Origin of the sequence: Paenibacillus sp. FSL R7-0198 (assembly GCF_038000415.1) — a bacterium.
Lineage (GTDB): Bacteria > Bacillota > Bacilli > Paenibacillales > Paenibacillaceae > Paenibacillus.
In genome coordinates, this window is the sequence record NZ_JBBOCB010000001.1 from 41,570 (window position 1) to 63,324 (window position 21,755).

The 21,755-nt window shown below is 42.9% G+C and carries 17 protein-coding genes; 15 read left to right on the forward strand and 2 right to left on the reverse strand.

What is annotated here, in order from left to right; all coding sequences use genetic code 11:
- Positions 1 to 153 precede the first annotated feature (153 nt).
- The 9 genes from MKY87_RS00155 to MKY87_RS00195 all read left to right on the forward strand — a co-directional run bounded on the left by MKY87_RS00155 (position 154) and on the right by MKY87_RS00195 (position 10,635).
- Positions 154 to 1,269 carry a response regulator transcription factor gene (locus MKY87_RS00155; protein WP_339783909.1) on the forward strand — a complete coding sequence of 372 codons (1,116 nt, stop codon included), beginning with the start codon at positions 154 to 156 and terminating at the stop codon, positions 1,267 to 1,269.
- A 4-nt stretch (positions 1,270 to 1,273) separates the two neighbouring features.
- On the forward strand, positions 1,274 to 3,055 hold the full coding sequence (locus MKY87_RS00160) for a sensor histidine kinase (protein ID WP_338594749.1): 1,782 nt from the start codon (positions 1,274 to 1,276) through the stop codon (positions 3,053 to 3,055).
- 13 nt (positions 3,056 to 3,068) lie between these two features.
- On the forward strand, positions 3,069 to 4,610 hold the full coding sequence (locus MKY87_RS00165; RefSeq protein ID WP_340962428.1) for a response regulator: 1,542 nt from the start codon (positions 3,069 to 3,071) through the stop codon (positions 4,608 to 4,610).
- A gap of 139 nt (positions 4,611 to 4,749) precedes the next feature.
- Positions 4,750 to 6,405, forward strand: coding sequence for a sugar ABC transporter substrate-binding protein (locus tag MKY87_RS00170; RefSeq protein ID WP_339783906.1), 1,656 nt, complete (start codon positions 4,750 to 4,752; stop codon positions 6,403 to 6,405).
- 111 nt (positions 6,406 to 6,516) lie between these two features.
- Positions 6,517 to 7,482, forward strand: coding sequence for an ABC transporter permease (locus tag MKY87_RS00175; RefSeq protein WP_215078824.1), 966 nt, complete (start codon positions 6,517 to 6,519; stop codon positions 7,480 to 7,482).
- Between the two features lie 12 nt (positions 7,483 to 7,494).
- A complete protein-coding gene (locus MKY87_RS00180; protein WP_017688457.1) occupies positions 7,495 to 8,397 on the forward strand; it encodes a carbohydrate ABC transporter permease in 903 nt (300 codons plus the stop codon).
- 283 nt (positions 8,398 to 8,680) lie between these two features.
- Positions 8,681 to 9,055 (forward strand): response regulator transcription factor, encoded by a 375-nt coding sequence (locus MKY87_RS00185; RefSeq protein ID WP_340962429.1) that lies wholly within the window; start codon positions 8,681 to 8,683, stop codon positions 9,053 to 9,055.
- Entirely contained in the window at positions 9,045 to 9,680 is a 636-nt protein-coding gene (locus MKY87_RS00190; protein WP_074095083.1) for a chemotaxis protein CheC, read from the forward strand. The genes MKY87_RS00185 and MKY87_RS00190 overlap by 11 nt, the downstream gene beginning before the upstream one ends.
- Positions 9,673 to 10,635 (forward strand): sensor domain-containing diguanylate cyclase, encoded by a 963-nt coding sequence (locus tag MKY87_RS00195; RefSeq protein WP_340962430.1) that lies wholly within the window; start codon positions 9,673 to 9,675, stop codon positions 10,633 to 10,635. Before MKY87_RS00190 ends, MKY87_RS00195 begins: the two co-directional genes overlap by 8 nt.
- Before the next feature lie 444 nt (positions 10,636 to 11,079).
- On the opposite strand, the gene MKY87_RS00200 is transcribed toward MKY87_RS00195, so the two are convergent.
- A complete protein-coding gene (locus MKY87_RS00200) occupies positions 11,080 to 11,424 on the reverse strand; it encodes a winged helix-turn-helix transcriptional regulator (RefSeq protein WP_074095086.1) in 345 nt (114 codons plus the stop codon).
- A gap of 266 nt (positions 11,425 to 11,690) precedes the next feature.
- Between MKY87_RS00200 and MKY87_RS00205 the strand changes: the two genes are divergently transcribed.
- The 4 genes from MKY87_RS00205 (at position 11,691) to MKY87_RS00220 (ending at position 16,984) form a co-directional block, all read left to right on the forward strand.
- Positions 11,691 to 12,794: a Gfo/Idh/MocA family protein gene (locus MKY87_RS00205; RefSeq protein ID WP_340962431.1), complete on the forward strand. Its 1,104-nt coding sequence runs from the start codon at positions 11,691 to 11,693 to the stop codon at positions 12,792 to 12,794.
- Positions 12,795 to 13,072: 278 nt separating this feature from the next.
- Positions 13,073 to 13,813, forward strand: a complete 741-nt coding sequence (gene nfsA / locus MKY87_RS00210) for an oxygen-insensitive NADPH nitroreductase (RefSeq protein ID WP_340962432.1) — start codon at positions 13,073 to 13,075, stop codon at positions 13,811 to 13,813.
- Positions 13,814 to 13,955: 142 nt separating this feature from the next.
- Entirely contained in the window at positions 13,956 to 14,381 is a 426-nt protein-coding gene (locus MKY87_RS00215) for a MarR family winged helix-turn-helix transcriptional regulator (protein WP_338594762.1), read from the forward strand.
- 287 nt (positions 14,382 to 14,668) lie between these two features.
- Positions 14,669 to 16,984: a glycoside hydrolase family 95 protein gene (locus tag MKY87_RS00220; protein WP_340962433.1), complete on the forward strand. Its 2,316-nt coding sequence runs from the start codon at positions 14,669 to 14,671 to the stop codon at positions 16,982 to 16,984.
- Between the two features lie 84 nt (positions 16,985 to 17,068).
- Here MKY87_RS00220 and MKY87_RS00225 read toward each other — a convergent pair whose 3' ends face one another.
- The gene (locus tag MKY87_RS00225; RefSeq protein WP_340962434.1) at positions 17,069 to 17,692 is read right to left on the reverse strand and encodes a helix-turn-helix domain-containing protein; all 624 of its coding nucleotides are present in this window, start codon (positions 17,690 to 17,692) and stop codon (positions 17,069 to 17,071) included.
- A gap of 386 nt (positions 17,693 to 18,078) precedes the next feature.
- Here MKY87_RS00225 and MKY87_RS00230 point away from each other — a divergent pair, with 386 nt between their 5' ends.
- Together MKY87_RS00230 and MKY87_RS00235 are read left to right on the forward strand one after the other, a co-directional pair.
- Positions 18,079 to 20,061: a hypothetical protein gene (locus tag MKY87_RS00230; RefSeq protein WP_340962435.1), complete on the forward strand. Its 1,983-nt coding sequence runs from the start codon at positions 18,079 to 18,081 to the stop codon at positions 20,059 to 20,061.
- A gap of 102 nt (positions 20,062 to 20,163) precedes the next feature.
- Entirely contained in the window at positions 20,164 to 21,750 is a 1,587-nt protein-coding gene (locus tag MKY87_RS00235) for a response regulator transcription factor (protein WP_340962437.1), read from the forward strand.
- Positions 21,751 to 21,755: the final 5 nt, after the last annotated feature.

Here is a 21,755-nt window from a genome sequence, read left to right on the forward strand (position 1 = left end):
TGAGACTGGTGGAAAATTTGTTCTCCAAGTTGTGCGAGCAGACAACAATCCTGCTGTTGTTCTGCTGTTTAGCGTTTTCACAGCAACTGGAATCTACCCATAGATATAGATAAAATACATGCAGCTGATCAAGGATAAAAGAGAGGTGAGCTAATGTACAAGGTCATTGTCGCGGATGATGAGCCATTTATGCTAGAAGGATGGAGAACGATGATTGACTGGCGAGCTTGTGGATATGAACTCTGTGGAACGGCAACGGATGGGGAGGAAGCACTTGCTTTATTTAACTCGGTTGAACCGGATCTTGTCGTCACGGATATTCAAATGCCTGTTATGGATGGTCTTGGTTTGATTCACACCTTGCGAGAAGATCTCGCCTACACCTCTAAAATTGTTATCGTTACAGGATACTCGGATTTTAATTACGCGAAGCAAGCCATACGGTATCAGGTCGATCAGTATGTGCTTAAACCTCTTGTTCCCGAGGAGATTCATCAAATCCTTATGGAAATGATCGAACCTCTGGACAAACGCAGAAATGAGCAAAAACAGCAAAATGGAGTCATGGTTACAGATGAAGCCTATGAAAATCATCTTCATGAATATCGAATAAGCGAAGAATATGATTTAGAGCAAATGATGAACATCTCCAAAGAGATCTTGGCGTTTATTGAGGCAGAAAATACGTATTCTATCGATATTGCAGTGAGTGCACTGCTAGAGAAAAGTGAAAAAGCAGAGGTTTCGTTGGAATGGATACATCATGTCATTCGATATATCCATGGGGAGTTGCTACGAAAATATGGAAAAAGAGAGGATTGCAGAGAAATACTATGTGCAAAAGAATGGCATGAGGCTGTGAGTTGGTCTTCCGGCACATTGCAAGATCTGTGTGTTCGACTGTCCGAGCAACTTTCCCAGTCTGAATTGAAGCAAAAGACGGGTACAGGAGGGCTTGTTGCAGAAGCAGTGAATGAATTGAAGCAACACTATCGAAGTAAAATTAAATTACAAGATGTGGCTAATCGTATTCACGTTAATTCTGCCTACCTGGGTCAACAGTTCAAGCGGGAGATGGGGGTCAGTTTCAGCGACTATGTGCACCAGCTTCGTGTTGAGGAGGCACGTAAACTCCTGCGACGTACCAATATGAAGATCACTGACATTGCATTCAGGCTAGGATATCATGATGCTGAATATTTCACCCAAAAGTTCAGAGCGCATACAGGGGAGCTTCCGTCAGTCTATAAAAACAAAAACCAAGGGTGATTATATGCGTCATAAATTCTGGATGTTCAGTAAGGTTAATGATATTCCTCTCCGATCCAAATTTCTGCTTATTTATGTACTTAGTATTCTCCTTCCTGTAATAACGATTAATATCTTCTTTTATGAACGAACCTCTGCGGATATCAAGATTAGAGAACAGGAAAATCTGCGTAAATCCATCGACAGGGCTGCGGGGGAACTGCTAGGCATGATTGATGAGAGCGTTGCCCTGAGCCGAATTATTGCAGCAGATGATTCGCTCTATGAGGCACTGGATCGGACCTATCACTCCCCCGTGGATTATTACAACGTCTACCATGCATTCCTGCGAGATAAATTAACACGGTATATGTCAGCGAATATTCTGGAGGTGCGTATCTATACGGATAACGATACCATTCAGACGGGCAGTCATTATATCGTGATGAAAGACAAGAATGTACTCCCTGGATTGAAACAGCTGAAATCCACCAGTGGAGGCATTCTTGTCGTTGATTATATTGAGCCTTCCGGATTTAACGCGGGAAGACGGATCAGTGTGATTGGCAAAATGGATACCTATACTTCCTATGCCAATTACAACAAGTATTCCAAGATTGATCTGGAACTTAGCCGGGTGTACAGCATTTTAAATCGTGAATCAGACAGTCTTCAGCTGCGTCTGGTGGACAGCAACAATCGAACTGTCGTTTCAAGTGGGGAGTTCAGCGAAACCGACTTATCCCCCCTTGATAATGAATCAATGCTCAAGGAATCTGGAGATTCTGCTTACACGCTCGAAAAATCGTTGGGGAATCTAGCCTACCTAAAGGGTTGGAAATTGATTGGAGTTGCCGATACGCGTCACCTTGACCATCTTTTGCAAGAAGCCTTTAAATCAATTCTGGGGTTGCTTGCATTAAGTATCGTGGTCCCCTCTGTATTGATCTACATTATTTTGCGTTCCTACCACTATCGGATTCGCAAGTTATCCAGGCATATGGAGAAGGTTCGTAACGAACGATTCGATCTCATTGAAATTCACGAAGGCCGCGACGAAATTGGCGGGCTTATTCGTACATTTAACATCATGATTGGTAAAATTCATACGCTGATTAATGATGTATATAAACTGGAAATCCGTCAAAAAGATCTGGAGCTGGATCAAGTGAGGACTGAATTGTCGATGCTCCAGAGTCAGATGAATCCCCATTTTTTATTTAACACATTGAATGCTTTGCTGGTCGTTAGTACGAAGAATGGATATACGGAAGTCATTGAGATTATTAAAAGTCTGTCCAAACTGATGCGACAGTTGCTCAGTCATTCTGACAATCTGATTCCTTTGCAAGAAGAGCTGGAATTTACGAATCTTTATCTCCAGATTGAGAAGTTTCGCTTTGGAGAGCTGTTTGATTACACCTTTGAGGTTGATCCTGATGCAGCTTCGTTGCTTATTCCCCGTATGAGTATTCAACCGCTCGTCGAAAATGCATGCAAACACGGCTTGCAGGCGCGAAAAAATGGAAGAGAGATCAAGATAACTGCGAGACGAAATGCTTCTGAACTGGTTATTCAGGTGATCGATAATGGAATCGGTATGGATGCAGGGAGACTAACCGAACTCCTGCGAGATATTCGTTCTGAAAGACCCAGGAACGGCGAGCACGTAGGACTCCGTAATGTCTACCGCAGGTTGGAACTCTTTTATGAGGGAAATGCGATATTTGATCTAAGCAGTGTACCCGGAAAGGAAACCATTGCAGGGTACCGTATACCGATCTCCAAGCTGGAACAGAGGAAATAGGAGGTAAACTCTCATGTATAAAGTACTGTTAGTCGATGATGAACCGTATGCCATTGAAGGGTTACAGCTTCTGATCAATTGGGAAAAGTATGGTTTCGAAATCAGAGGCGTGTGCGCCAACGGTGAGGAAGCCATTCGGATGATGGAACAAGATCGACCTGATCTCGTGGTGACAGACATTCGTATGCCTGTCATGAATGGGCTGGAACTCGTAGAAGAAGCACGACGATTGGAGCATGAATCTGTGCTGTTTGTCATCACGAGTGGATACAGTGACTTTAATTATGCCAGACAAGCTATTCGATTAGGTGTCTCCAACTATCTAACCAAACCCGTTGACAGTACAGAAGCAGAGGATATGTTGGTCCGTCTCCGTGTGCAATTGCAGGAGCGTGAGAACCAGGAGCGCATTCGGGAACATGCAAACGAGCAAAGGATCAAAGCATTTTTGTCCGTACTGATTAAGGATAAGCAGAATATATCGGAGCAGGAGATGTCAGAAATCCTTCCTCATTTAAACAAGTCCCATTGGGCATACCTGCGGATAGCTTTTCAGGGAGATATTCAGGAAGCCTGTTCAGTAGCCGAGCAAACGGCTGATGTAAAAACTTGTTGTTATGTGATAGACAAAACAAGAGACTCATTGGGGCTTATATGGGGGGAACAATTGAATGATAGAAATGAGAAGACTGAAGTAATTAAAGCCTTTGCCCAACGTTTGATGAGCAACATGCAAAATAACGGCTGCGAAGATATTCATATCGCGGTTGGTTTAACGGTCAACAAACTGGAGCATTTATCTGAATCCTTCCGCTCCGCTCAGGAAGTTGGGCGTTATTTGTTTTTTAATCAAGAGCGTCTTTTGATTGCCGAAGAAATTCAGCTGGAGAATTGGCAGTTTGATCCGGAAACACTGTCAGAGGTGGACCATATTAGCGAATTGCTTGAAAACGGTTCTGTAGAGGAACTCTCGAGTTCCATTCGTGGTGCCTTTGAACTGTTTATACAGATGAAGGCTGCCCCAGAGATTGTACATATTTTCTCTACTCACATTATATTCCGCGGACTGTCCCTGTGTAGAGAACTAGGAGGAGAACCTAATGCTCTAATGAATGAATTGGCAAGCGGAATTCTGGAGAAGGGCCATCGAAACATAGAAGAGGTTGCTAACAATCTGGAACATTTCTGTTTGCAATGCAAGGCAGAACTGGCTATTTTCCGGGAGAGGCAACTTGGTGGCATCCAGGCGACGGTTGCTGAATATGTGCAGATGCATTACAGAGAGACATTTACGATTCAGGAGCTTGCAGAACGATTCTACGTGAACCCTGTCCATTTAGGGCAATCCTTTTTGCGAAAGTATGGCAAGGGTGTCATCGAGGTAGTACATGATCTAAGAATGGAAGAAGCGAAGCGTCTCCTCCAGCAGACGAATCAAACATCAAGTGCGATTGCAGAGCAGGTAGGGTACCGCAGTTACCAGCATTTTCTCAGACACTTCGAAAAACGAACAGCCATGAAACCTTTAGAATACAGGCAAAAGTATGCGAATTGATCCATGAAAAAGAAGAACCCCTCCTGAATAAGACCTACAATTACAGGGGGGTAGACCTTAAATGTATATATTTTGTAACCGCATACATTTCTTCATACTAAAAACAGTAAGACATACCACTTCCAAGGAGGGCAAGTACATGGGGGGACTTAAGAAAAAGAAGCTTTGGGGTTCCGTATCACTCGTTCTGGCTTTGAGTTTGGCACTTGCAGGATGCAGCGGTGACAATGAGAAAACGACTACAAAGGATGGGAAAGAGGTACTGAACATCACGGCCTTTATCGGAACGCCAAATCAGGCACCAGCTAAAGATAACCGAATCTACAAGAAGATCCAGGATGAACTCGGCGTCAATCTTGAGATGGAGTTTCTTGTGGGTGATCTTCAACAGAAGCTCGGCGTTATGATTGCCGGTGGCGATTTCCCTGACTTGATCACAGCAGATACCAAATTGGTATCAGCCGGTGCGGTTATTCCGCTCGAAGATCTCATTGAAGAGCATGCACCTAATCTAAAGAAACATTTCGGTAAAGACTGGAACCGGATGAAAGACTCCAGTGATGGACATATTTACTGGTTGCCTAACTATGGTGTGTATACAGGGGAGTTCATTAGTAACTATTATTCTGGTCCTGCATTCTGGATTCAAAAGTCCATACTGAAGGATGCCGGGTACCCGACTCCTAAAACGTTGGATGATTTCACAAAGTTGATCCGTGATTATGCAGCCAAGAATCCAACGATTGATGGTCAACCGACGATTGGTTTCACTACATTGGCTTCAGACTGGCGGACGTTCCCTTTGCTTAACCCACCTGAACATCTTACGGGTCACCCCAATGACGGGGGCGTAGTCGTAGATGATAGTGGAGTCGCAACCGTTTTTGCCGACAAAGATATCTCCAAACGGTATTATAAAGAATTAAACAATCTGTATAATGAGGGATTGCTGGATAAAGAAGCCTTTGTTCAGAACTATGATCAATATTTGGCCAAAATTTCTTCGGGACGTGTGCTTAGTATGTTCGACCAGCACTGGAATTTCCAAGCCGGCGAAGACCCACTCGTAGCACAGGGGAAAATTGGCCAGACATACGTAGGCTTCCCGCTTGTCTATGATACAAGTATCACAGATCATTATCTGGATCGTCCGGTCATTAACTTGAACAATGGTTTTGGTATCAGTAAAGATGCCGAAGACCCTGTCGCACTCATCAAATTCCTCGATAAGCTTATGGACGAGAAGTACCAGAAGCTCTTGTCATGGGGTGAAGAGGGTGTAGACTATCAAGTGAATGAAGAGGGAAGATTCTATCGTACACCAGAGCAACGGACAGAGCAGGATGACCCGGCATGGAGATTGGTTAACAAAGCTGAAGGTTTCTACGCTGCTGCACCGAAGCTCGAAGGAACATTTGAAGATGGCAATGCAATTGGAGCGATCAACCAACCTGAGGAATTCTATGACAACCTCAAACCGGAAGATAAAGAACTTCTGGATGCATACGGCTTCAAAACGTGGAGTGACTTCTTCTCTCCTGCACCAGAAAATCCAGTGTACTATCCAGCATGGCAGGTCGATCTGAAAGAAGGCTCTGATGCTGCGGTAGCGAACAAACAAATGACAGACACTTCATTGAAATTCTTGCCTAAAGCAATCATGTCAAAACCGAATGAGTTCGATAACATTTGGACTGAATATGTAGACGCTTACAAGAAGATCGATGTCAAATCGTATGAAGATCGGATTAATGAACAACTGAAATGGAGAATCGAGAACTGGTCTGTTAAATAAAAAATGCGGCAATGATTCTCTCGGAAGGTACCAACCAAAGGATTACTCAGGCGAGTGCCTTCCGAGGACATCATGCTTAAAGTCGCTGCAAGCCAATAGGAGGAGTGAAAGATGGCGAACACGCCTGGAGCCATACCAGAGCAAACTACCCGTACAGTCGTTACCAAAGCACCACTGTTAAAACGATTGCGCGGACAAAGACAACTCATGTTCATGTCATTGCCCATCGTTGCGTACATTCTCGTATTCTCGTATTATCCCATTTGGGGCTGGGTTATGGCCTTTCAGAATTACAGTCCTGCGAAAAGTTTCACGCAGCAGGAATGGGTCGGGCTCAAACACTTTAAGTTTTTGCTAACAGACGATGCATTTCTTAACGTGCTTCGTAATACCATTGCGATGAGCGTCATCAATATGGTGCTCGGATTTGCGACAGCCATTATATTTGCCATTTTACTTAATGAGATCAAACATAAGTTATATAAACGAACCATTCAAACAATATCGTATTTACCTCACTTTCTCTCATGGATTATTGTGACAGGTATCGTAGCAAGTTCACTATCTGTAGATGGTGGGATTGTGAATGTGGTACTCATGAAGCTGCATATCATTCAAGAACCTATCATGTGGCTTAGCGTTCCGGAATACTTCTGGGGCATTGTAGGCGCATCCCATGTATGGAAAGAAGTTGGCTGGAATGCCATTATTTATTTGGCGGCCATCACGTCTATCGATCCTTCCCTCTATGAAGCGGCAGAGATTGATGGTGCGAACCGATATAAGAAAATGCTGTATGTGACCTTACCCGGAATCAAATCCATTGTTATCATTTTGCTGATCATGAATATGGGCTGGATTTTGGAAGCTGGATTCGAGGTTCAGTATCTGTTAGGTAATGGTGTGGTTGTCGACTGGTCACAGACGATAGATATATTTGTCCTGAAGTACGGACTACAGATCGGGAATTATTCTTTGGCTACTGCGGCAGGTATCTTCAAAACAGTAGTTAGTATCACGCTGATCTTTGCGGCGAATTCAATTTCCAAACGGCTCGGGGAAGACCGATTAATATAAGGGGGACTAGAGATGGGAATCAATAAATCTCGGCTTGAACCGATTGTCTTCCATACGTTAAATGGTATACTGATGATCGCAATCGCGATTGTTACCCTGTATCCGTTTGTGAATACACTCGCCGTATCATTCAATGCCGGTAATGACACCATCCGGGGTGGGATTTATCTGTGGCCTCGGGTATGGACAGATCAAAACTACAGAGCAGTATTTGCAGGAGGGACCATCTTCAGCGCCTTTGGTATATCTGTGGCGAGAACGGTTTTGGGGACAGTTTTAAGTCTATTCTTAACCTCCATGCTGGCTTACACACTAAGCCGAAAAGATTATATATTACGAAAGCCCATTACCATTACAGTTGTTCTTACGATGTATTTTAGTGCAGGTCTTATTCCAACTTACTTCCTAATGAAAGATTTGCATTTGTTAAACAACTTCCTGGTGTACATTATTCCTGGGCTGATCAGTGCCTTTAATATGATTGTTATTAGAACTTATATCCAGACACTACCCGAGGGATTGATCGAATCCGCCAAAATCGATGGTGCTGGAGATTTCAGAACATTCATTTCCATTATTCTACCGCTGTGCCAACCGGTTCTTGCTACTGTTGCACTGTTCATTGCAGTCGGTCAATGGAATTCTTGGTTTGATACGTTTCTGTATGCATCTTCCAAACAAAACCTAAGCACGCTGCAATATGAGTTGATGAAACTATTATCATCTTCTATGAATTCCAACAGCAGTGCAGCCGTTGCCAATGGTGCAGATCTTGGTGCTGCGCGTAACATGGTCACACCTGTATCTATTCGGGCAGCGATTACGATTGTTGCGGCATTACCCATCTTAGTCGTATATCCATTTTTGCAGAAGTATTTCGTTCATGGCTTGCAGCTTGGAGGGGTAAAAGAGTAAACTTAATGCAGTTCCAGATAACCGATCAAAAACGGTCACTAGGTGACCGTTTTTTTATGTTTTTTTAAACGGCGGACCGTAGTATGTCAATTGCACACGAATCTAACTTATTCAATAATGTTGTTGACAATTAAATTAAAGTTACTATAATTTATATTTACTTGATTCACCAGTCAGTCTTTTTTCAGGGTGCCACTGCGCGCGAAAGCCCTATATCAAGAACTGTCCACAGCGCCTGACCATCCCGAGCTCTTACCATTTTATCAAGGAGACTGAAGAGAAAATGAAAGTATTAATTGTGGAAGACTCCATTTTCGTACAGAAATTACTTACAAAGCTGATTGTTGATCATATTCCAGAATGCGAGATTCAGATTGCTAACAATGGAGAGCAAGGATACAACCTATTCAAGGAATTTCAACCTGATTTTATAACCACCGACCTGCTGATGCCTGGTTTGAACGGACAAGAAATGCTTCGAATGATTCGAGAAACGGATAGCAAAGTCAAAATTATTATCTTATCTGCAGATATTCAGAAGACAACTAGGGACGAAGTTGAAATGCTGGGCATTTCTGGCTTCCTGAACAAACCGTTAACCGCAGAGAAGGCAACTACCATGATTCAACTGATTCAGGTGGCCTATCATGCTGAATGATTTACAGAAGGATTTGCTGACTGAACTTGTGAACGTTTACGTGGGACAAGCGGCTAACATGTTGTCAGAGATTGTAGACAAGCGTATCGTTTTGAATATTCCGGAAGTGGAACTAATCTCCATATCCGATGTTGATCCTGGAGATCGAAGATACAACATTTTCTTCAGTGAAGGTCACCTGTTTAGATCATCCTTACAGTTTGGATACGAATTTCAGGGAAAAGCATTTCTGATGTTTCCTGTTGAGCAGGCTAAAGTATTGGCAAATATATGTCTTGGAGAACTGGGTGAGAGCGTTATACCAAACGATCCGAACCTGATGGACACGGATTTGGACGTTTTGAAGGAAGTTAGTAATGTCCTGCTTAACGCCATTATTGGAGAATTCGGTAATTTCCTGGAGATGAAACTGGAATACGTCCTGCCTGATATTGAACTGATCTATGTCACCAATTCCGATCAACAAATATTGCTTCAGAATGAAGTTTATGTCCTGGTTTTACATACCTCATTTTTACTTGCCGATACGGATGTGACAGGTATCATTGTCATAGCATTAAGTATGAACTCCATATCGAGTCTGCTGGCCAAAATGGACGCTTTGTTGGAGGCGGACAATGGATAATCTCATTTCGCAAGCTTTGAACAAAGCCCATATGGGAATAATGATCGTGGACAGACATTTGAAAATTGTTGTGTGGAATGCCTGGTTGGAACGTTTTACTGGCAAAAATGCAGAAGAGGTAATAGGCTTGAATCTGCTTGAGGTCTGCCCGCGGTTTAAGTCGAACATGTATCTAAATATTTTGCAAAATGCGCTGTATCATGGACAGAGCAGATTTTGCTCAAGCGCTTTACATAAGGCATTCATTCTTCCTAATGACGGAGAGGATGGGCAACTATACAGACAAAATATGCATGTTGAACCACTCTATCATGAAGATCGCAGTTATGCCCTTATTCAGATTACAGACATGACAAACACAAACACCCGGGTATATAAACTTAAAAATCTGATTAAAGAACTGGAGACGGAGTACGCCAAAATCAAAATCTCCGAGAAAATCAGCAAACATTTGTCTTTGCATGATCCACTTACAGGTCTGCCTAATCGTCTTGCTTATAATGACCGTCTTGCCTGGGCTATCAGTCATGCTCAAAGAAACCATAATAAACTTGCCATTATGTTTGTGGATGCTGATGGGTTTAAACAAGTGAATGATACATATGGACACCATGTTGGTGATCAAGTGTTGCTGGAGATGGCAAAGCGATTAAGCGAAACGATTCCAAGTACGGACACAGTAGCACGGCTTGGCGGGGACGAATTCATCATTTTAAGCCACCTGAAAGATGATCACGATGCTGAAATTATCGCTAAAAGATTGGAAGCTGCATTCAGTACCCATTTCAAAATTGCCGGAAACTATATCAACCTTTCGATGAGTATTGGTATCAGCCTATTTCCCAAGCATGGACAGGAGCCTTCCGAACTTCTGAGACATGCGGATGGAGCCATGTACAAGATTAAAAAGAATGGCAAGAATGGTTACGGAATTTATGAACCTGAAAATGTTTAAGAAATCTAAAAATGCCTTTTAATAAAGTTGCTACAATAGCAACTTTATTTGTCTATACGATTAACATAAGAAAAAATACGTTTTTTCCTCTATTACTGTACGGGATGTCGATTATCTTAATCATAGTGGGGAATTTCATATCCGATTGAGAGCCGCTTTATTAGCGGCTTTTTTGGTTTTTATTAAATAAGTAGAAGTCTGAAAGAGGCGATAGTCAGAACAATACCAAAAGCAAGGAGAAAAACGCCTCTAAACTTGATACCCATCATATCGTATTCATGAAGTTCATCCTTCGTACGATTAAAAGGCCACGAGTTAGGTCGTCTCAGTGCTCTAACGCCAAAGAATAAACCAATCATTCCAAGCAACAGAAAGAAAAAGAAGAAAAACATATCATCCCCCCTTTAACAAAGATAAGTAATATGGAAGCCTAGTTTAAGTTGCTTAGCCGTATTCTTTGCCAAAGTCCTCCATCTTTTCAAGGATCGGTAGTAACTTCATTCCCTTGTCTGTTAACGAATACTCAACTCGCGGAGGAACTTCCGGATATACATCGCGTTGAATAACACCATCATTCTCTAACTCTTTAAGCTGCTTTGTAAGGGAGCCTTGAGACAGATCTCCAAGGAATTTTTTGATATCCGTATATCGACGTGTTTCATCTTTTAGGTACCATAAGATAAAATATTTCCAACGCCCAGAAAGGACATTCTGAGTAAAAGCTATGGCGTACATGTCACTTTTTCCATCTATAAACTCTTGTTCAAATCCTTCATTGCAAACTCTCATTCATATCACTCCTGATCCAAAGGTACAAAAAGATGTACTATGTTCATTTAAATTGCCCTCTTTGCTAACAAAACAAATACATCTATGATGGTGTCAACACCAAAACAATTTTAGTTTACCTAAAGTGTGAAAGAATAATTAATGTTATCTCGATTGAATAGTTAGCAAGCTAAATAAATATATCATAGAAATGAGTGACTGATAAGGGCTGGAGACAAACCGATATTCGATCATACTGTAAATTTTAACAAGGGAGATGTTTAACAATGAATAAAAAAATTCGTACAGGTATCATAGGAGCTTCAATTAATAACGGATGGGCGAGTGGCACACATATTCCAGCTATTGAGCACCTGGATGAGTTCGAGCTTACCGCAGTGGGAACAAGTAATATGCCAAGTGCAAAGAAGAGCGCAGAAGCTTTCTATGCAGATCACGGCTTTGATAATATGGAGGAGTTGGCTCAGCATCCTGATGTGGATATGGTCGTTGTCAGTATTAATGTCAAGGCACATTATAACGCCGTTAAAGCCGTCGTGCCTGCTGGCAAACCAATCTATTGTGAATGGCCACTGGGGTCTAATACAGAGGAAGCGCTTGAAATGCAGGAATGGATAGCATCCGCACAACTGCCAAATGCGATTGGATTACAGGCTAGACAAGCCCCGGCCGTTCAATATGTAAAAGATCTATTGGCAGAAGGTTATGTGGGTAAAGTGTTATCTGCCAACCTGAAGATCTCCATTGATGGCATGGGTGGCGTTGGTGACAAGTCGAGTGCGTACTTGTATGACCGGAAAGTTGGAGGGAACTTGCTGACCATTGTAGGTGGCCATAATCTGGATGCATATACCTATATGCTTGGGGACTTTACAGAATTGTCTGCCACCACAGCTCAACAGTTTCCAGAAGTTGAATTGGTTGATATTCAGAAAATCATCAAGAAAACAACGGATGATCAGATCATGATTACAGGAAAATTGACCAATGGGGCAGCAGCCAGCGTTCATATTCAAGGTGGAGTTAAACATCAGACAGGACTCACACTTGAAATTTTCGGAGACAACGGCACGATTGTGCTGAGCGCCCCTGCATCCATTCAATTCGGATCACATCAATTACGCGGTGCAGGATCTACGGACAATGAGCTTCGTGAACTAACCATTCCCGATGCCTATTACTCGGCTCCACATTCTCTATATAACGACTCCGGAATTGTTCTGAACATGGCTCAGGCGTATCGTAAGTTTGCCAAAGATATTCAAGAAGGTACTACCTTAGCACCTACTTTCGCGGATGCGGTGAAACTTCATCAGTTACTGGATGCCGTCGAGAAATCAGCCCAGACCGGTGAACGTCAATATCTATAACCCTCACTTAACGGAACAAAATCCGATCCATTCATATACTTAGCATGCTAAGTATATTCGCACTATTGAAAGGGCACACATATCTGTGCCTGGCCAGAACGAAGGAGAAAATCGTTATGAAAAAAAGAAGTGAAATGCAACTAGCACTACAGATGGTTGCAGGAACGCGATTTGTTCCATAAGGAATATGAAGGAAAAACACTACGCGAGAATATGGGCGTTCCTTACGAATACGGATTGCAGGAACATGGAATCAACGAATAAAGGAGAGCTTTTTAATGAATAACACACTCGAATTGCTTCATAACCATACATCGTTTCGTTCTTACACATCTCAACCTTTAACTGATGAACAAATAAATGCAATATTTCAGGCAGCAAATCAAACTTCATCGTTCAGTCTTCTGCAGGCGGTATCCATTATTCGCATCACAGATCCAGTTCTTCGAAAAAAAGTCAGACATCTCTGTGTCGATCAACCCTATATTGAAGAAGCGGCAGAATTCTGGGTCTTCTGTGCAGATTTCAACCGAAATCATGAAATCGCTCCGGATGTGGATATTGAATATATTGAATTTCTGTTGATTGGTTCATTCGATGCGGGCCTGATGGCACAAAATGCGTTAACCGCGGCTGAATCGATGGGACTTGGCGGAGTGTTCATTGGTGGGGTCAGAGCCAATATTAGCGAACTATCCGACGTATTGAATTTACCTAAATATGTTATCCCTCTGGTGGGATTATGTATCGGGAATCCAGCTGGAGATAAGCCGGAATTGAAACCTCGGCTCCCTCAATCCATGGTATTGCTTGATAATCAATACCAACCAATGGATCAAGAGAAATTAGCAATCTATGATGAGACCATGCTGAAGTATTATGAAAATCGTCCGACGAGAGCTCCTTTCACCGTAAAAAAAGTAAAAGGATGGAGTGACCATATCCAGGATCACCTTGAGAGAAGTATTCAGCCGCAAATGATGGCCTACTTGAACAAGCAAGGTTTTGCCAAAAAATAAGCTTTACAATAAATCCAATCTTTGTTGTGGAACTTGGTTAGGAAAGGCCCTTATAACGATACTAAGGCGAATTGACACCTATATAACCACATGATACATTTAGTCTGCTAAATATAATTCGGATGTTAGGGAGGGATCGTTCATGACAGATACAGTAGATTGTGATATTCGACAGTCTTTAGACCGAATTTCCTCCCAAATGCGACGAAATTATAGTGAATCTCTTCGGGAACTTAATCTCTATGTAGGACAAGATAATTTGTTGTATCGGCTGTGGTTGGGTGATGGGGTAACACAGATGCAACTAAGTGAACATATGAAATGCGAACCACCAACGGTTACAAACATGGTAAAATCACTGGAACAGAACGGATTTATATATCGCAAACGTGATGTACAGGATGCAAGGATCATGCGTATCTTTCTAACCGATAAGGGCAAAGAATTAGAAAAACCGGTTGAGTATAAATGGAGAGAGCAGCAAGAGAAACTACTTCAATCCATTTCTTCGGAAGATCGGCTGATATTGAGACAATTCATGCAACAAATGGAGCGAAATATTTTATAACTTATGCCAAGCTTCACGTAAGCTAAATGAAATGAACGAAGCAGAGCCGCTATTATAGCGGCTTTTTTTATTGCCAATAGATATGCTTGCTTACCCAGAACAAGAATTTGTTCTGTCAGTTTCGGAATTTACGATTACACCTCTAATGCTGGGATAAGATTGTGATAATTCAAGTTAATTTTGTTCATTTAGATGCTTAAGAGATTACAGTACACTGAAATAACATACAAACGGAACACACTAGACATGAAAAATGTGAGGAATTATAATTCGTTGGAGGTTTTAACGTGAAGACCAAAAATATCTGGTTTAATCAACCTGCTGGAACATGGGAAGAGGCATTGCCTATCGGAAATGGAGCTCTTGGAGGCATGATTTTTGGGAAAACACAGATCGAGAGAATCCAGCTTAATGAAGATAGTCTGTGGTATGGAGGTCCGATGCAGCGGAATAATCCTCAAGCACTTGAATCTTTATCTCAGATCAGAAGCCTGATTTTTGACGGTAAGATTAGGGAAGCAGAAGAACTCGCAGCAGATACTCTGGTGGGTGTTCCTGATGGGCAAAGACATTATGAGCCATTAGGGGACTTCTATATCGCTATGGATCACAGTGAACATGAACCAAATGAATATCAAAGACATCTCGATCTGGAACATGGCAAGGTAAACGTGAATTATACCGCAGATCAATCCATTTACAGCCGTGATTATTTTGCTAGCTACCCGGATCAAGTGCTCGTTGTTCATCTCAAATCTAGCGTGCCTGGAAAGTTATCTTTCTCCACTGTTTTTGGCAGGGGAACCGTTCTGAAATCAACATCCTATTCAGATATTCTTAAGCATCCTGTTGGTTTCCAATCCTATCTGGACCGGATTGAGAGGCGTGGAACGAATAACTTGATCATCCGGGGAAGAAGTGGGGGAGAAGAAGGAATCCGATTTTGTTGTGCGATTCGCCTAATATCTGAAGGAGGGCAGGTTCATTATTCAAGCGGTCAGCTTTCTCTGAAGGATGGTAATTCAGCGACTATTCTAATCACGGCTTGCACGGATTTCCGAGTACCCAAGGAACAACTCGAAGTGGAGTGCCTCCGCAGAATTGAGGCCGCTTCAACAAAACCATATAGCGAACTGCTCGCCAATCATGTCTCGGACTATCAATCCTTATTCGAAAAGATGGATTTACATCTCGAAGATGAAAATAAAGATGTGATATGTTCCGAACTTCCAATCGATCAGCGCCTTGAACGGCTTAGAGCTGGTAAGCATGATCCGGAACTGATGAGTCTATACTTTCAATTTGGTCGTTATCTGCTTATCTCAAGCAGCCGTCCAGGTTCTTTACCGGCAAACCTTCAAGGGATTTGGAATAAAGACATGCTTCCTGTATGGGATAGCAAATATACGATTAATATTAATACACAGATGAACTACTGGCCTGCAGAAAGCTGCAATCTGTCTGAATGTCACGTTCCATTGTTTGATTTTATAGATCGACTGCAAGTCCGGGGAAAGGAAACCGCTAGAACCATGTACGGATGCAATGGGTTCGTTGCTCATCACAACTCGGATATCTGGGCAGACGCTGCTCCGCAGGATGTATGCATGACATCGACGTTTTGGACAATGGGAGCAGCATGGCTTTCATTACATCTGTGGGACCACTACGAATACAATAAGGACTTTCAGTTTCTCAAAAAAGTCTACTCCACGATGAAAGATGCGGCTATGTTTATTCTGGATTATCTAATAGAGGATCCTTCCGGTAATTGGGTGATATGTCCTTCATCCTCACCGGAAAATCGCTATATATTAGATAATGGAGAGTCGGGAGCTTTATGTTTTGGTGCTTCAATGGACAATCAGATTATTAGAGAACTCTTCACGCGTTGTATTGAAAGTACCCGGATCTTGCAAGAGGATCAGGAATTCGGAGAAGTACTCCGTAGTGCTTTAACCAAAATACCGGAGACTTCCATTGGCAAACATGGCCAGATCCAAGAGTGGAGTAACGATTATGATGAATTGGAACCGGGTCACAGACATATTTCCCATTTATTCGCTTTGCATCCTGGAACACAAATTACGTTGCAATCAACGCCTAACCTGGCCAAGGCAGCTCGTGTAACACTCGACAGAAGACTGGAACACGGTGGCGGACACACAGGATGGAGCAGGGCGTGGATTCTCAACATGTGGGCACGATTAGAGGAGTCGGAACTTGCACACGATAACATCGTGGAACTTCTACGTTCCTCCACGTTACCCAATCTGTTTTGTGACCATCCTCCATTTCAAATTGATGGGAACTTTGGAGGAACTGCCGGGATAGCAGAGATGCTTCTCCAGAGTCATAACGAAGTAATCAGATTGTTACCTGCTTTGCCGGCAGCGTGGCCAAAAGGATATATTCGTGGTATTCGGGCTCGTGGCGGATTTGAAATAGATCTGGAATGGGAAAATGGTCGTCTGTTCAATACCAGAATTCGCTCTATTGCAGAATCAAGAGTAACCGTATCCTATCTGGACCAAAAGATAGAATTAACCTTTCCAGGCCCAAATGCTATGGTTGAATTGAAAGGATACGACTGGAATAATTAATAAGAAGTTACCGATTACCTGAGCGAATACCGGCTGATAAAATTGCCGGGCGAATTCGCTCTTTTTTTTTGCTCAATGAAATGTTTAAAGAAGACTTCCATATTTAACAAATTTGCCAGGTGAAGTGCCGACCTGTTTGGTGAAGCTGCGAATAAAATTGGCATAATCTCCAAAACCGGATTGATAACAGGCCTCTGTAATACTTAAACCTTCGATCAAATAAGATTTCGACAGCTCTATACGGCGACTAAGAATGTATGCTCGAATCGTGAGTCCTGTATGCTTTTTGAATTGTCGACTAATATAGCTGCTATTCGTGAACATAGCCTCTGACAATTGTTCGAGCGTCAGTTGCCTCGTCAGATTACATTCAATGTAATCCATCGTGTTTCGAACTAGTTCAGGCATAATATCCGTTGCAACAAAATCCGTATTTTGAAAAGTTAGATTCGTTAGAAGGAGTAACTGTGTAATCAAAATATTCCCTAGAATATCCGCTCCATAGTCACTTGATGAGAGACACTGTTCAAGTTCGCCAGCTAATTGCAGCACTCGTTGAAGTTTGTCCTCTTCAAGATGTACGATATTTCCCTTACCCTTGGGACGGTAGTCAAAACATGCGGATAAGTTGGTCGTTGATGTAGACAAGCGGTTCAGATATGACTTTTTCAGATTTATGGTAATTCTCTCATATTCGTTTTTGTCCAAGGCAAAGGAACGGTGCATCTCCTCCGGGCTAAGAACGAGCAGATCGCACGTTGCAAATGGTAACACCGGTTCTCAATATAGAAGTTAACATTGCCACGAAGAAATAAGTAGAGTTCATATGCATTATGTCGATGATAAAACGTTCCCATATTATACGTGGTGGTGCGATGAAGATACAACAGCTCATTCTGGATTGGGTCAAACAGGTATTCTGAAGTCTCATTCATATCAGATATATGACCTCCTTGTCGTTTCGCGCAATAAATATAGCCGTTTGTGCAATGAAATTGCAGACGTGAACCTATAAAATGTAACCATCCTAGCATGATGGATACATAATTGCAAGCGTTTACACTCAAGTGTGTACAACGCGATTGGAGGAAAAAATGGATCTGATTTTCACGGCACGAAGTAGAGGGCAGGACAACGTAGAGTACACGGCATTGGACAAGCATGCTCTCAAAGCTGACGTAAAAGTAATAAGTGGAAACGGTAGTGCAGAAGCTCCATGGCAAGCCGACATTCAGATTTACAACGAGGGCCAGAATGCCTGGACAGGGGTTATTCATGTGGAAATGCCGTTGGATAAACAGAATCCGAGGTTTTTTTTGCCTGCATTTATGTATGGTCGCAACCGGGGCGAAGCACCCCAGAATGTCCCAAATGAGTTCCCCAGACTAAGGGAGGGCAGTCCCTCTCGCCCTTCATCACCCTGGTGGATGGTCCGAAGCGATCGTCTGTCTCATCCAGCTGCACTTATCTATGATGAAGGTCGGATTGTTGGTCTAAGCGCAAGTCCCTACTGGATCAAAACAGGAAACCAGAAGCAGCAATGGTATCCAGGAATGGAAGGAACGTTCGTGCAATATGGGGGATTCACATGTTCTATTGATAAGGGTACGGTCGGATATACGCTGGGATATGAGAATGCTCCGTTGTTATTTATCAAATCCAGACTTGTCCATGAGCGAGCTGCCCTTGGAGAAAACTGTTTTGAACTTGCGGCAGGTGAATCGGTTGGGCTCACACTTGAACTATATAACTACGAGTCTGAATCAGAACTGGGTATCAATCCTGCACTGGAAACAATCTATAGGAGGTATCACGAAAAACCAAGAGAAGGAAGTGACATTCAGACAACGGTAACGGATTTGTCCAATGCCATCTATGAATATGCCTGGCTTCCGGAGGATCGTCATTACTCCACATTTGTATATGAAGATGCTGCTGAAACTGGTGGCTACCGATACAACAAAATTATCTCAATCAGTTGGACAAATGGTATGACCATAGCTGCACCAATGCTTATGGCCGCACTGCGCCTGAATAATGAGCCCATGCGACAGCAGGCGTTATCCTGTATTACCAATATTATCGAGAATGCCATGAATCCCGAATCCGGACTTCCATACGATGCCTATCAGGATGGGATATGGAGTGTTAAAGGCTGGTGGTTCGACGGCATGCGTACCCCAGGACATTCCTCTTATCTTGTAGCTCAAGCGATGTTCTACATTCTGAAAAGCTACGATTATGAGAAGCGTATTCGAAATGTGAGACACGATGATTGGCTGGGTTACGTCAAGCAAGTGCTTGATCGTCTGGAGTGCACAAAGAATACGGATGGAGAATATCCCACCATTTTGTCAGAGCGGACAGGAGCAGGTCTTGAATATGATGCCTTTAGTGGGGTCTGGTGTCTTGCTGCCAAGGCATATTACTGTTGGTTAACCCATGATGAATCTTCTCTGGAAGAGCTCAGACGAAGTGAAGCCCACTATTACAACACCTATGTTCAACACATGGAATGTTACGGCGCTCCACTGGATGCGGACAAGGCTGTTGATTCGGAAGGTATTCTGGCTTACATCAAAGCTGTTCGGTTTCTACACGCGTTGACTGGTGACGAGCTGTATCTAGATCACATGAGAGATGCGATCAGTTATGAATTCAGCTTCAAATTTTGTTACAACTCACCTGTTAAGATTCCGCCGCTCAGTACATTAGGCTGGTCCAGTTCCGGGGGAAGTGTCACTTCAGTAGCTAATCCCCATATTCATCCCATGTCCAGCAATCTAGTGGATGAGTTGTTGTATTACGTTGGACACAGGGAAGAGAATTATGTGCGTCAACGTATGATGGATACCATCGGGTGGGGGTGTCAGACCTATAATCGCTATGATCAAGAATTCGGCTATGGCAAAAAAGGGTGGATGTCTGAACGCTTCTGTCATTCGGAAGGACTGGTCACTGAAAAATATGCGGATGGTACGCCAGCCAGCACCTGGTTTTGCCTGATGCCATGGGCCAGTGGCTCGATCATCGAAGGCCTCGTTGGCGACTATTGGGATTATGCACGCCATGAATGAATTTATGTTGCAATAACTACAACAGTCACCATGTTAGATTCCGCCGATAGAGAGAACATGCTACCGGCGGTTTATTTTTGTTGGAGGAAAGGGGACAAACGGATGTTAACAGTACTACTGGTAGATGACGAGATGTATGTACGAAAAGGGCTGTATGAACTCATAAGCTGGATTGAACTGGATATGGAGATCATCGGAGAGGCAGAGAATGGTGTAGAAGCACTGAATCTGATTGAACGCCTGCAACCAGACGTGATTATAACAGATATCCGTATGCCAATCCTGGATGGACTGGAACTTATACGTGCCGTAGAGAAAATGCCACATCTGGAACCTGTGTTCATTATCATTAGTGGTTATCATGACTTCAAATATGCACAGCAGGCAATCCGGTACGGTGTTCATGACTATATCCTGAAGCCTATTGATGATGAAGAACTGACAGCGACGTTGCAGAAGTCAGCTAAACTCATTTGCAATAAAAGAAAACATATCCTCTTGGGTGAGGGACAAGCCAGTAACATCATGCTGGAGGATATGATCAAAGGCCATGTACAGAAGGAGGATGAACATCGATATGCCGAGATGCTCGGGATCAATCGTAGCTCCAGTCTGCTTATGACGTTGATTGAACTTCAGACAGGATTAGACGAAATTAAAATCACCATCGAACAGCTACGTGAAGCAGTACATGCTCTGGAAAGTAATATATGCAAAATGTTCATCAGTGAGCAACAACGCGGCATGTTTGCTTTATTACTGTTGTGGCCTCAACACGATCAAGGAGGCTCGGCGTTACAGGATAAGCTGCATAGTATTCATATAACACTGAGCAAAAAGCTCAATCTGGACATCGGCCTTTACGTAGGAACGCTCGTCAAAGAAATTGGCGATGTCCCGAAATCCCTTATGGCGGCTGAAGAAGCAGGCAAGCATAAATATGCTGAAACTGGTGGTATCGTGCGTTATACGGAGATCAAAGACAAACCGCTGTTTGTTTTCAATGTATACCAGGACGAGGTGGATCAATTAATTTTGAGCCTGGAAGAGGGTAATAGGCCTGCTTACCACAACATTGTAGAAGAGAAATTCAAACGGTTCCATATGAATCGATTTTCTCCTCAGGCTGTATCGGGTTCTTTATTGCGTTGTATAACGGGTATTCTCGCTGTGGTCCACGAAATGGGTGGAAATGATGAAGGGTTGCAGCAGCTGAAGGAGTTGGCACAACAAAGTCATGAAAGTTGGAATTTACGACTATTGAAGAATGCTTTTCTCATCGCGCTGGAGGAAGCCGAGGAATATGTCTCTCATTTGCGGATGGAGCAATCCAAAGGGGATATCAGCAAGATCAAACGATATATTGATGCCAATTATACCGAGAACATCAATCTCAAAAGCATTGCTGCGCTCTTCTACATGAATCCCGTTTATCTTGGGCGGTTATTCCGCAAAAGCTACAATCAATACTTCAATGACTATCTGCTGAACCTGCGGATTCATGAGGCGAAGAAGTTATTGCGCCAGACGGATCTGAGAATGTACGAGGTCGCTGCACGTGTAGGATTTCAGAATGCGGATTATTTTGTAACCCAGTTTGAGAAATTGGTTAAGTTATCGCCTACAGAGTATCGCAATCTCCTTATGGCAAATGAGGAGCGAGGTGCACAATGCCAAGATGGAACCTGAATTAC